12 protein-coding genes are annotated in these 12,432 nt (G+C 69.2%); 6 read left to right on the top strand and 6 right to left on the bottom strand.

Annotated elements, in window-relative coordinates; translation table 11 throughout:
- Positions 1-39 precede the first annotated feature (39 nt).
- Together AB0E69_RS31710 and AB0E69_RS31705 are read left to right on the top strand one after the other, a co-directional pair.
- Entirely contained in the window at positions 40-804 is a 765-nt protein-coding gene (locus AB0E69_RS31710; RefSeq protein ID WP_360154491.1) for an SDR family oxidoreductase, read from the top strand.
- Between the two features lie 209 nt (positions 805-1,013).
- The gene (locus AB0E69_RS31705) at positions 1,014-1,244 is read left to right on the top strand and encodes a hypothetical protein (RefSeq protein ID WP_360154488.1); all 231 of its coding nucleotides are present in this window, start codon (positions 1,014-1,016) and stop codon (positions 1,242-1,244) included.
- Positions 1,245-1,507: 263 nt separating this feature from the next.
- Here the strand turns inward: AB0E69_RS31705 and AB0E69_RS31700 are convergent, their stop codons facing one another.
- Positions 1,508-1,873, bottom strand: coding sequence for a VOC family protein (locus tag AB0E69_RS31700; RefSeq protein WP_360154485.1), 366 nt, complete (start codon positions 1,871-1,873; stop codon positions 1,508-1,510).
- Positions 1,874-1,937: 64 nt separating this feature from the next.
- Positions 1,938-4,430: a glycoside hydrolase domain-containing protein gene (locus AB0E69_RS31695; protein ID WP_360154483.1), complete on the bottom strand. Its 2,493-nt coding sequence runs from the start codon at positions 4,428-4,430 to the stop codon at positions 1,938-1,940.
- A 124-nt stretch (positions 4,431-4,554) separates the two neighbouring features.
- Between AB0E69_RS31695 and AB0E69_RS31690 the strand changes: the two genes are divergently transcribed.
- On the top strand, positions 4,555-5,004 hold the full coding sequence (locus AB0E69_RS31690) for a YdeI/OmpD-associated family protein (protein WP_360154481.1): 450 nt from the start codon (positions 4,555-4,557) through the stop codon (positions 5,002-5,004).
- 9 nt (positions 5,005-5,013) lie between these two features.
- Here the strand turns inward: AB0E69_RS31690 and AB0E69_RS31685 are convergent, their stop codons facing one another.
- Together AB0E69_RS31685 and AB0E69_RS31680 are read right to left on the bottom strand one after the other, a co-directional pair.
- Positions 5,014-5,823 (bottom strand): M23 family metallopeptidase, encoded by an 810-nt coding sequence (locus AB0E69_RS31685; RefSeq protein WP_360154479.1) that lies wholly within the window; start codon positions 5,821-5,823, stop codon positions 5,014-5,016.
- Positions 5,820-6,428 carry a hypothetical protein gene (locus AB0E69_RS31680; protein WP_360154476.1) on the bottom strand — a complete coding sequence of 203 codons (609 nt, stop codon included), beginning with the start codon at positions 6,426-6,428 and terminating at the stop codon, positions 5,820-5,822. Before AB0E69_RS31680 ends, AB0E69_RS31685 begins: the two co-directional genes overlap by 4 nt.
- 205 nt (positions 6,429-6,633) lie before the next feature.
- On the opposite strand from AB0E69_RS31680, the gene AB0E69_RS31675 reads away from it, so the two are divergent.
- Entirely contained in the window at positions 6,634-8,388 is a 1,755-nt protein-coding gene (locus AB0E69_RS31675; RefSeq protein ID WP_360154473.1) for a histidinol-phosphatase, read from the top strand.
- A 27-nt stretch (positions 8,389-8,415) separates the two neighbouring features.
- Positions 8,416-8,988, top strand: a complete 573-nt coding sequence (locus AB0E69_RS31670) for a hypothetical protein (protein ID WP_360154470.1) — start codon at positions 8,416-8,418, stop codon at positions 8,986-8,988.
- Here AB0E69_RS31670 and AB0E69_RS31665 read toward each other — a convergent pair.
- Positions 8,985-9,548 (bottom strand): TetR/AcrR family transcriptional regulator, encoded by a 564-nt coding sequence (locus AB0E69_RS31665; protein ID WP_360154467.1) that lies wholly within the window; start codon positions 9,546-9,548, stop codon positions 8,985-8,987. The two genes, AB0E69_RS31670 and AB0E69_RS31665, sit on opposite strands and share 4 nt — an antisense overlap.
- A gap of 84 nt (positions 9,549-9,632) precedes the next feature.
- On the opposite strand from AB0E69_RS31665, the gene AB0E69_RS31660 reads away from it, so the two are divergent.
- Positions 9,633-10,166, top strand: coding sequence for a cupin domain-containing protein (locus AB0E69_RS31660; protein ID WP_360154464.1), 534 nt, complete (start codon positions 9,633-9,635; stop codon positions 10,164-10,166).
- Here the strand turns inward: AB0E69_RS31660 and AB0E69_RS31655 are convergent.
- Positions 10,149-12,386, bottom strand: coding sequence for an AAA family ATPase (locus AB0E69_RS31655; RefSeq protein WP_360154461.1), 2,238 nt, complete (start codon positions 12,384-12,386; stop codon positions 10,149-10,151). The two genes, AB0E69_RS31660 and AB0E69_RS31655, sit on opposite strands and share 18 nt — an antisense overlap.
- Positions 12,387-12,432: the final 46 nt, after the last annotated feature.

Raw genomic sequence — 12,432 nt, 5'->3', positions numbered from 1 at the left:
GCTGTGAATCTTGCAACCCTGCTGAACTAGCCTCGAACCATGCGACTGAGTGGTAAGCGAGCTCTGGTGATCGGCGGTGGTGGCGGCGGGATCGGGCGGGCGATTACCGGCGCCTTCGGCAACGAAGGGGCCGCGGTCGTGGTCGCTGACGTCGACCTCGCCCGCGCGACCGAGGCAGCAGACGCGCTGGGTGAGCAGGGCGCGACGGCGTACCCGGTGTCCGGTGACGTGCGTTCGGCGGGCGACATCGACGCGATGATCCAGACCGCGGTGGACAAGCTCGGCGGTCTCGACGTACTGGTCACCGTGGTCGGTGGACAGGTCGCGTTCGTCCCCGCGGTCAAGCTGCACGAGATGGCCGACGAGGACTGGGACACGATCTACGAGGTCAACCTGAGGTACGTCGCTCGCGCCGTGCGGGCCGCGCTCCGCGTCTTCCTCGCCCAGGGCACCGGCGGCACGATCGTCAGCGTCGGCTCGGTCACCGGCTTCATGGCCGCGCCCGAGCAAGCGGCGTACGGCGTGATGAAGGCCGGCATCCTCAGCCTGGCCCGGACGGTCGCGGCCGAGTACTCGCGCGACGGCATCCGGATGAACGTCGCCGCGGCCGGCGCCATCGCCACCGCGGTCGCCAACGCCCACGTCGCCACCGAGGTGGTGGAAGACATCCCGGCCGGCCGCTTCGGCCGCTCCGAAGAAGTCGCCGAGGCCGTCGTCTATCTCGCGTCGGACGCGTCCGCCTACGTCACCGGCCAGCAGCTGGTGCTCGACGGCGGCGTCTCCGTCCGCGGCCCGTTCTCCTGAATCCAGACAATCGAACACCTGGTCGAGGATTTCGGGTGTGGCCGGTTCCGGAAAAGTTTGCCCGCCGCCGGACAAATCGGAATCCGGGCGTGACCTGGGGTCGGGTGCTGCGTTGGATTTGACGTGACGGTGAACACTACGGCGCACCATCACCGCGCTCGCCCGCGTTTTCCAGGCCGTCCACCGCGATGCAACAGCCAGGAGGACCAGTGACAACCGCCACCGCCACCCAGACCATTGAGCGCCGACGCGTCCGTGTCTGGTTCGGTGAGCACGTGATCGCCGACTACAACGCCGAGCCGGCGTTGGCCGAGCGGTACGCAGACGCCATGAGCCGCCGGTTCGCCGGCCTCCGGGTCACCAACGACCCGATGCCGACCATCGACAAGCTCCCCGACCCGCTGCCCGGCGAGCGCATGTGGGACGTAGCACCACGCTGAACGGTGCTCGCCCGATATTAGGGCCTCCGGCACCTTTTCGCGGTCCGCACCTCACCAGACAACCCAACGCGGACCGGGGCCCGGTCGAGTCGCCTCACCTCGATCAGCAAAGGTACCGGCGCCAGTGCTCCTCACCGAGCACGGGGGCGGCAGGTGAGCGAGGGCGTTCTGCCCCTCACCTGCCGCCTTTCTCCCCTGACAATGCGCCTGATACGCAGTACCTCGTTCGCACCGGAACCCCCAGCTCCGGTGCGAACGACTTTTTACAGCCCCGCGTAGTACTCCGGCTTCATCTGGATCAGCTGCACGTAGTTCCCGTCCGGGTCGACGAGGGTCGCGAACCAGCCGACCCCGCGGTCCTCCGGGTGCACCAGCCACTCCACGTCGAGCGACCGCAGCTGCGCGGCCGCCGCCTCGATGTCCTCGACCGCGAAGTTCACGACGAACCGTCCCGGCTCCGCGGTCTTCGCCGCGACGTCGTCGCGCTGCTCGATCACCAGGCCGAACCCGCCGAGGTTCAGGTTGCCGTACCCGTCGACCTCCGCCTGGAACCCGTCGCGGTACCAGCTCTTCAGCCGCTCCGGGTCGGTACTGCCGAGCAACATGCTGTTCAGAACGGGCTTGGACACGATCTCTCCATTCGTCAGGCGTCGTTACGCCCGGTACGTCGGAGCCGCCGCGCCCGTCTCGACATCAGTAGACCTCGATGTCGTCCAGGAACACTCCGTCCGCCGCCTTGGTGAAGGTCCGGGTGAAGGCCACCTTCACGTGCTGCGCCCGGACCGGTGCGAAGCGGACCTCGAACCTGTTGCCGGAGGCATCGTTCGGGCGGCTCACCCCGCCGCGGTCGGTCCAGTGCTCGCCGTCGTCGCTGGTCAGCACCCGGACGGTGTCGGGGCGGTAGCCGGAGTACTCGACGTACCCCTGCATGTCGACCTCGCGGACGGTCTTCGGGGCGCCGAGGTCGAAGCTGACGTCGAAGGCCTTCGTCTCGCCGTCGCCGCCCTGGATCACGTACGGCCGGCCGTCACCCCAGTTGTCCGAGATCACGCCGTCGGTCGACTCCAGGCCGGTCGAGTCCGGGAACCTGGCCGGTGGCGTCCACGACTTGGTGTAGGTCCGGCCGCCGACGAGGTTCTCCCGCGGCAGCGGCGAGCCGGCGACCTTGAAGCTGACCAGCCCGTCGGCCGGCTGCTTGAGCCGGAGGTACCGCGCCTTCGCGTTGATCCCGACGAAGTCCTCGCCGCCGTTGGCCTTGGTACGACGGGCCGCGTCGACCCAGCTCACGCCGTCGTACGAGCTCTGGATCGTGTACTCGGCCGGGTACTGCGCACCCCACTGCAGGAACGCACCGTCGACCTGATGCTGAGCGCCCAGATCCACCGCGGCGCCGGACCTGATCTGCTCGGCCAGCTCCGGTGCGGCGACCGGGCGGCCCGCGGCCGCGTCGAGGACGAGTGACCGGATCCGCTCGAGGTAGGTGACGTCGCCGGTGAAGGTACCCGGCGTGCTGGCCAGCGCCAGGGCGAGGTCAGTGGCCAGGTCCGGGTGCGTCTTCTTCAGGATCGACACGACCTCCCAGTCCTCGATGCCGTCGCGCAGCGACTCGAGCCGGATGGTCCGCTCCAGCAGGTTGTGCTCCTTGTCCGGGTTCACCACCCAGAAGTCGCCCTTGACGTCCTGGTCGTCCATCGAGATGTTCCAGTTGTTGAACGCCCAGTGCAGGTGGCCGTTGGCGTTCCGGGCGGCGGCCAGCCAGCCGATCAGCCGCTGGTAGTACTCCGGCTGGTCGATGAAGCGGTTGAGGTAGCCGAGCGTCGGGATGTTGCAGTTGTACAGCCAGAGGTCCTTGCCGCTCGCTCGGGCCTGGTCGAACGGGGCCGGGTTCCACTCGTAGTTGAGCAGGTTCGGGATCGTGACGTCCTCCCGCGTACTGACCTGCGAGGCGACCGGGTCCGAGAAGGTCGCGTCGCCGATCTTCACCTCCGGCCAGATCTGCTTGACCTTGTCGAAGATGCCGTTCCAGCCCTTGCTGCCGGCGTCGCCCTGCGGTTCGTCACCGATGTGCATCCACCACTTGCTCTCCCAGCCCATCTTCTTGACGTGGTCGCGGAGCGCGCCGACGTACTGCTGGATCCAGCGGTCGGCTGCGGGGGAGTCCCAGGGGACGTAGGTCTTGACCGGCTTGCCGTCCGCGTTCGGGGCGAGGGTCTCGACACCCCAGTGGTCGCCGGAGGTCGGGCCGCCGTTGACCCAGAAGCCCTCGAGCCGGCTGACCGTGCCGCGGTCGGCGAAGAACTTCACCACCTGGTCGACCTTGGACCAGTCGAAGTGCGCCGTACCGTCGGCGTCGACCGTCGTGTTGCCGGCCAGCAGCAGCGTGTTCATCGGCAGCGTCAGGTTGTTGTTGCGGTAGTCGCGGCGGAGGTTCGCGTAGTCCTCCATCAGCTTCCACCACTTGGGGGTGAACGGCGAGGCGCCGTAGTTGCGCAGCATCGTCTCGACCCCGCTGGGCGGGTCCTGGTACGAGACCGTGCCGAAGAACAGCGTCCACTCGACGTCGGTGAAGCCGCTGTCCTTGGCGTCCGGGATCGTCACCGGGCGCACGTTGACAGACAGCGGCAGTACTTCGGTGCCGTGGTCCGTCTCGACCTTGACCAGGCCGCGGTACACGCCGCCGTTGACGGTCTTCGGGACGTGGACGCGGACCCAGATCGGCTGCGTGGTGTTCGCGGGGACCGCGGTCGACCGGTCGTTGGAGAGACCGTCGGGGAAGTCGTCCGGTGCGGGCCGACTCGGGGCGTACACGTACTGGTTGCCGCCGAAGACCGAGGTGTGGTTGAGGGCGGTGTACTTGACGAAGTTGTAGGTCAGGTCGCCGGCCGGGATCAGGCCGCGTCCGGAGACGAGCGGGGTGAAGCTGACCCGCTTGATCGTGAAACTCTGATCGCGGCGGATGACGACCTGGCCCGCCTCGAACTCGTTGCGGGCGCTGTCGAGCCGGAGCGTCGTACTGCCGCCGGTGTCGGCCGGCGACGAGTCCTTGAAGACGTGCGTCGCCGCCCGCGCCGCCCAGAGCTGGGTGTGCGGGGCACGACTCTGGGCGGTGGACGGAAGCTGCGCGGTGAGAGCCGTGGTGACAGTCGCCGCGGCGACAGCCGCGGCCAGGGCTTTGGACGGTTTCATGGCGGAGAAACCTCCTGCGGTCGGGTGGTTCCTCATTCTTCGAGCCCACCCGCAAACGGCCAACCATCCTGACTAGACCACTTTCCTCAGCAGTACCATCGACACCCGCGCCTGAGGAGATCCCATGAAGTTCACCGCTGAGCTGTTGCTGACCGGGAAGAACACGGCCGGCTTCGAGGTCCCGGAGTCGGTGGTCGAGTCGCTCGGAGGTGGTGGGCGGCCGAAGGTCAGCGTCACGGTGAAGGGCTACACGTTCCGTACGTCGATCGCGCGGCTGGGTGGGCGCTACCTGCTCGGGTTTTCGGCGGAGCGTCGTACCGAGGCCGGCGTTGCGCCGGGGGAGATGCTCGAGGTCGACGTGGAGCTGGACACCGCGCCGCGGGAACTGGAGATGCCGACGCCCTTGGCCGACGCGTTGGCAGGTGACCCGGACGCTCGAGCTTTCTGGGACACGCTCAGCTACAGCAACCGGCAGTGGCACGTGCTGCAGTTGGCGTCGGCGAAGACGGACGCCACTCGGGACCGTCGCCTGGAGAAGACGCTCGCCGCTCTGCGTGAGGGGCGCGTCCGCTGACGCGGTTCGTCAGCAGTAAGAGCGGCAGCCGTTCTCGCGGCCGTACTTCGCGTGGGTTCGGGTGACGAGGCTGACCGGTGAGAGTTGGCCGCCGTGGTGCCAGCTGTTGAGGAATTCCTGCGGCGGGACGATGCCGCGGCGGATCCACCAGGTGTTCGGGGCGGTCGGCCAGCTGATCCCGAAGTGCAGGTGCGGCGGGGTGACACGGGCGCTGCCGGTGTTGCCTGTCCGGCCCAGCGTCTGTCCGGCGTGCACGCGCGCCCCCGGCACGATCCCGGGCTGGATCGCTGACAGGTGCGAGCCGTAGTACCGCACGCCGTCGACGCCGACGATCGAGACCCCCAGGCCGCCGCGGTCGGCGCCGCGGTTGGTCTTCGGGTCCCAGCGGTCCACCCGGGTGACCTCGTCCACGCGTCCGTCGATGGGCGCGACGAACAGGCAACCCTTGGCGGTGAAGATGTCCGAGGCCGGGTAGTCGTGGTGGCTCTGGGACGCGTCGGCGCGGCACCCGCCTACTGGGAACACATACTTCCGGGACGACGTGGGTGTGACAGGCCGTTGCTTCGTGGGCACAGAACTGGGTTTCGACGACGGTGGGTGCGTCGCTGTCGGTTTGAGCGTGGGCTCCGCGGGTGTCGGGCGCTCGTCCGTCGGTGGCGCCGTGGCCGACGGTGTGGGTGGTGCGGTGCTCGGTGTGGGTGGTGGCGCGGCGGCGGGTTGTTTCTCGGTGAAGGCACCAGTGGCCTTCAGGGTGAACAAACCACCGCCGGTCACGGCGAGGATGACGACCAGAAAGACTGCCCAGGTATGTCTCGTCACGGGTACCAGAAACTGTTGACGGCGACGGATGAGTAGACAGTCTCGCACGGGATGCCGTTCTTGTCGGCGTCCATCCGGTCGGGCATGCCGTAGTACCACCAGTAGCGGACCGCCTCGGCGTACGACGCCCCACGGGCCGCCAGGTCACGGCAGAACAGGCCGGCGGTCCAGTAGACGGCGCCGCTGATCACCCGCCCGTTCCAGTACGCCGCGACATCGCTGCGTGGATAGACGGTCTCACAAGGGATTCCGTTGCGGTCGGCATCCATCTGGTTCGGCTGCCCGTGCATCCGCCAGTAGTCGATCGCGGCGACATAGCTGTAGCCCCTGGCGTCCAGGTCCCGGCAGAACAACCCGGCCGGCAACGAACGGACGTCCCCGAGCGCGGGCGCCGTGGTCGTCTTGACCGGCGGCTTGGGTACGACGACCGTCCGGGTCGGCACCGGTGCCGGCGCCGAGGCTGCCGGTGCTTGCGCTGCGACAGCCGGAGCCGACGGTGGTGTGTCCGCTGCTTTCGGCGCTGGATCGTCCTTCGTCATCAGCACCAGCAGCCAGGTCAGCAGCACCAGGATGACGCCGACCGCCACTCCCCCCAGCGCCGCCAAGGTCGCGTTACCGTGCTGGTCGCGGCGGTGACAATACGTGCGTGAATACGGTTCTCCATTCATGATTCCCCCCGCAAATCATTGAAACCTCGTCACTTTCCGTTGTCCATGCCTCGACCCGGAATTCTGTTCACCGGCGCAACATCTGGTGGTCACGCAAACGGGTGATGATCCGCGCGGGATTCCGCCAGGAAAGGACATCGGGATGGGGCACTCGCACGACCACCCGCACGACCACGGCCACGGGCATGGCCATGAGCACGGCCACGACCATGGGCACGACCACCACCACCCGAACACCGAGCTCGACGAGGCGACACTCGCCGCGCTGGACGAGTCCGTACCGGACAGCGACCTGTCGCCGGCGGAGGTCTCGCGCCGCGCACTGCTCCGCTCGGCCGGCATTCTCGGAGGAACGGCGGCGCTCGCGGTGACGGGAGCCCAGTTCGCCGCGGCCACGGCCCCCCAGGACGGCTGGATCTTCCAGCCCGGCGACCGGCCGACCACCTGGCTGGCCGGCGACCACCACATCCACACCCAGCTCAGCTCCGACGGTCTGTACCGGGTGATCGACCAGGCCCGCCACGCGACCGCGTTCGGCCTGGACTGGCTCGTCATCACCGACCACGGCGGCGCGACGCACGCCCGGATCGGGGTCGACCTGGTCAACCCGCAGATCAAGGCGGCCCGCGCCGAGCTGCGAGACACGCTGATCTTCCAGGGCCTGGAGTGGAACATCCCGGCCGCCGAGCACGGCACGGTCTTCGTCGCCCCGGGCAGCCGCGAGGTCGACGTACTGAAGCAGTTCGAGAACAGCTACGACGGCAGCGTGAACAACGCCGGCGCCAACTCGCCGGTCAACGAGGCCCTCGCGGTCTCCGGGATCCAGTGGCTCGGCCAGCAGGTGACCAAGCGCCGCGTCGCCGACGCGCTGTTCCTGGCCAACCACCCGGCCCGCAACGGCATCGACAGCCCGCACGAGATCCGGAACTGGCGCGACGCCGACCCGCGGATCGCGATCGGCTTCGAGGGCGCGCCGGGTCACCAGGCCGGCGGACTCCCGAAGGGCATCGGCAACGGTGCCGCCCGCGGCCTCTACGGCAACGCCCCGAACCCGAACTCTTTCCCCGCCTTCCCGGCCGAGAGCTACCGCACCTGGGGTGGCTTCGACTGGATGACCGCGACCGTCGGCGGCCTCTGGGACAGCCTGCTCGCCGAGGGCAAGCCGTGGTGGATCACCGCGAACTCCGACTCGCACGTGAACTGGAACGAGACCGCTCGCCGCCCCGACGGCTCCAGCCAGGAGCAGTTCGACCGCGACGGCCGCTACATGGACCCGGTCTACGGCAACACGGTGAACGCGACCGCGAGCGACTTCTGGCCCGGCTTCTACAGCCGCACCCACGTGGGGGCGTCCCGCCGCGACTACCTGGCGGTGATGGCGGGCCTGCGCAACGGTCGCGTCTGGGTCGACCACGGCGCGCTGGTCAAGGGTGTCGAGGTCGAGGTGCGCGAAGTTGGCAAACGGTACGGCGAACCGTTGGGCGGGGCCCTCGTGGTCAAGAAGGGCCGGCCGATCGAGCTCGTCGTCCGGATCACCACGCAGACGATGCCGAACTGGGCCAACTTCGTGCCGACGCTCAACCGCGTCGACGTGATCCAGGGCTCGGTCACCGGACCGGTCGGGGACAAGGACACGATGACCGCCCCGAACACGAAGGTCGTCCAGCAGTGGGACACCTCGGGGAAGCGCGGTACGTTCGAGTTGATCCATCCGCTGGGTCGCGCCGACGAAGCGCAGTACGTGCGGATCCGGGGTACGGACGGGAACCGCAGCCAGCCGGGCTACCTCGGCGCGGCGGTGGACCCGGCCGGGCCCAAGCTGGACGTGGTCGGCGACGCGGACCCGTGGGTCGACCTGTGGTTCTACACCAACCCGATCTGGGTGCTGCCGAAGTAAGACTGCTTCTACCCGAAGAAGGCTCTTGTGATCATTGCGATCGATGCCGACAGCTCGGACACGGCCGCGGCCGACCACCTGCTGTACGACCTGATCGACGTGCTGGACCAGCCGGTCGTCGCCTGCACCCACATGGTGTCCGGCGACGATCACCCGCACGTCGCGGTATCGCTGACCAGCACCGCCGACCTGGCTGACACGGTCCGGGAGATGGTTGCCGACCGCAACGTCGGCTTGGCGGTCACCCGGCCCGGCGCCAGCGAGCCCGAGCTCGCCGGTCCGAGCCGGCTCGTCCGGGGCGCCTACGTCGCCGCGGTCGAGGCGGCGCTGGGTACGACGGGACGCGTGGTCCGGTGGCCCGGTCACGAGCAGGCGCACGGCGTCCTGCCCGCGGCCGAGCTACGGACGCGCTGCGGTATCGATCAACTCGAGGGCATCGGCGGCGTACCGGTCGAGGACGACACACTGATCGACACGCTCGACTTCCTCCGCCCCGTACGCCGCGACGGCCGCCTGGTCCTCCAGCTCCAACCGGCCGCCGGCGACGTCCTCATCCCCTTCGAACTCCAGCACCAACAGAACTGCTGCGCCGACCACTAAGCGCGGGGTAGGAACGCCGCAGTCGCCTCGTCGGCGAGGACGGCCGGGTCGGTGCCGTCTGGATCGGTCTGGGCGAGATGCATCAGCCCGAGGATGGCGGCGTACGCGACACGAGCTCGCGACGCCGCGCGCTCCGGCGACAGCCCGAGCTCCCGGTAAGTCTGCGTCAGCACCTCCAGTCGCGCCTGGTTCACCTGTCGAACCGCATCCCGCACCCGCGGGTCGTTCCGGTCGCCGAGCAGGCTCAGATGCACCGACGGCGCGAGGGGCTGTACGGCCTGCACGACCGCCGTGACCAGCTCCCGCAACCGCTGCTCGGGGTCGGCGATGTCGGCGTACCAGGACAAGCCGTCCGCGCCGTGACTTCGGGTCCACTCGGTGAGTGCCGCGGCGACCAGCTCGTCGCGGGTCCGGTAGTGCGCGTAGAAGCTGCCTTTGGTGACGCCGAGCGTGCGCGCCAGCGGCTCGACCGCAACCGCGGCCAGCCCGCCCTTCGCGATCGCCTCCAGCGCGGCCCGCGCCCAGTCCTGAGCGGACAGCCGGCTCGGTTCGTTCACCACCGGCCCAGGATACGGCAGCGTATTGACCCTGCGGCGCGCTCAAGGATACGGTTGCGTATGGATACGCTACCGTATGGAGGAGTCGTGAAGATCCGCCGAGTGGTCACCGGTCACAACACCGATGGCAGGTCCCGGGTCGTCGACGACAGCGCCGTCGAGGCGATCACCAGCGCGCTCCTGCCGGGGTACGCCGCCTTCCGCGTGTGGGGTACGGACGAACCGCCGACCTTTCCTGACGACGGCTCACCGCGGCGCGCCGAGGCGTACTACCCGCCGCCGGGTGGCTCGCGCTTCATGGTCAACCTGATCCCGCCGGGCGAGGTCGCCGTACCCGCGGAGGTCGACGCGGCCGCAGCCCTGGCCGAGCTCGAGCGGCAGATGCCGGGGGCGATGGCCCGCAGCGTCCCCGGACCGCCGGGGATGCACGCCACCGACAGCATCGACTACGTCGTGGTTGTTTCCGGCGAGGTGACGCTGGAGCTCGACGACGGGGAGCAGACGGCCCTGCGAGCCGGGGACGTCGTTGTCCAGAACGGCACCTGCCACACCTGGCGCAACCACGGCGACGAGGACTGCACGATTGTTGGGGTTGCCATCGGTCTAACTCCAGGCGGTTGAGGTTTGGAGGAAGTCCGGTAGGTTGCCGATGACGCCGAGGCGTTGGGTGCAGCGGGTCAGGGCGACGTACAGGTCGCGGACGCCGCGGGGGGACTCGATCACGATGCCGTCCGGGTCGACGACCAGGACTGAGTCGAACTCGAGGCCCTTTGCCTCGCGGGCGCTCAGGACCGTGACGCCGGTCAGGCCGTCGACCGCTTCCTGGATGAGCTCGAGCCGGCTGCGCGACGTGATCACGCCGACCTCGCCGTACTGCGTCTCCTCCGCGGCGAGCTTGTAGACGTACAGCGCCTGCTCCGCCGCCGGGACGTCCGCGTGCCACGGCTTTACGCCGGTCGAGCGGACGGACTGCGGCGTACGCGCGCTCGGGTCGACCTCCCGCAGTACGTCGTTGGCCAGCTCCATGACCTCGGCCGGGGTCCGGTAGTTCAACGTCAGCTCAGCCAGTCGCCAACGGTCGCCGAACGTCTCGCCGAGCACACCCGCCCAGGTCGTCCCGCCACCGATCGCGCTGGTCTGCGCGACATCGCCGACCACCGTCATCGACCGCAGCGGACACCGGCGCGCGATCGCCCGCCACGCCATCGGCGACAGCTCCTGCGCCTCGTCGACGATCACGTGACCGTACGTCCACCGCCGGTCGGCCGCGGCCCGGTCGGCCAGCGTCCGGTCGTCGTCAGCCTCGTATCGTTCGGCCAGGGCCTCCGCGTCGAGGATGTCCTTCGCGGTCAGGATCTCCGCGTCGTCGTCCTCGTCCCAGTCCGTCGACCCCGAACCACTCAGCACGTCCAGAGCGCCCTGGGCGTAAGCGATCGCACGAGCCCGCGCGGCCCGCGCGCGCGCGGCCTCGGACCCGTCATCGCCCAGCAGCTCGGCGGCCTCGTCCAGCAGCGGTACGTCGGAAGGACTCCAGTCGTCGCCGTACCGCAGGAGGTGTTCGCGATCGAGTGCAGACAACTGTGGCGCCGCGGACGCCAGCCGGCCCTCGTCGCCGTACAGGTCCTCGATCAGCCGCTGTGGACTGAGCAGCGGCCAGAGCTGCTCGAGCAGGGCCTGTACTGCGGGCTCGGCGAGCACCTCCTTGCGCAGCTCGGCCAGCTCGTACTCGTCGAGCAGCTGCTCGCCGTCCAGCGGGTCGGTGCCGATCAGCTCGGCGTACTGGTTCGTCAGGTAGTCGGTGAGCTCGTTGAGCACGAAGGGCCGCGCCTGGTTGTGCGTCAGGTTGCGGTTGCTCACGCGGTCGTGGGTGGCGGCAACGACGTCAGGGTCGAGGGTGAGCTCGGTACGGTCGACCGAGACGCGGACCGGGCTCTCCGGCAGCCACTGCCGGTCGACGACCGCCTTGGCGATCACCTCGGCCATCACCGTCCGGCCCTTGACCTCGGCGCTCTCCGGCGTCTCCGGCCGGGTCGCGTCCACACCCGGGTACAGCTCGGCGATCGTGACCAGCCGGACGCCGTCCTCACCGAGCGACGGCAGCACCTGGCCGATGAACCGGAGGAACGCCGCATTCGGCCCGACGACCAGAATTCCGCGCTTTTCCAGCTGCTCCCGGTGGGTGTAAAGCAGAAATGCCGCCCGGTGCAACGCGATCGCGGTCTTGCCGGTGCCCGGACCGCCCTGGACGACCAGGATTCCGGGCAGCTCGGAGCGGATGATCCGGTCCTGGTCGGCCTGAATGGTCTGGACGATCGACTCCATCCGGCCGGTCCGCCGGGCCTCCAGCGCCTTCATCAGCACGGCCTCGCCGATCACGCCGGTGCCGGGTTTGGACGCGTCCACCGCGTCCCGGGCCAGGTCGAGCTGCTCGTCCTGGACGTCGAGGACCCGCCGGAGCCGGGTCTGGATGTGCCGGCGCCGGACGACGCCGTGGTTGGCCACCGCGGTCGCGATGTAGAACGGCCGTGCGGCCGGTGCGCGCCAGTCGACCAGCAGGGGTTCGTAGTCGGCGTCGTGCAGGCCGATCCGGCCGAGGTGCAGGACGTCGCCGTCGGCGGTGTCGAGGCGGCCGAAGTACAGGCCCTCCTCGGCCGCGTTCAGCCGGGCCTGGCGGAGCTTGAGGTCGCGGATGCGGCCGTCGCGCTGGTGCAGGGCCTGCGCGTTGCGGGTCTGGACCAGTTGCTCGTCGCCGGTGCGGGCGTCGGTCCGCTCGCGCTCCGTGTCGAGCGCGGCGTAGAACGTGGTCAGGTGCGCCTGTTCGGCGTCGACCGGATTCGGCAATTCCTACCCCTTGTGTTAAAATACGTCCCGTTGGTTATCGGGCTGC

This window comes from Kribbella sp. NPDC026611 (genome assembly GCF_040638345.1).
Taxonomy (GTDB): Bacteria; Actinomycetota; Actinomycetes; order Propionibacteriales; family Kribbellaceae; genus Kribbella.
This window is presented reverse-complemented; position numbering and strand designations above follow the sequence as displayed.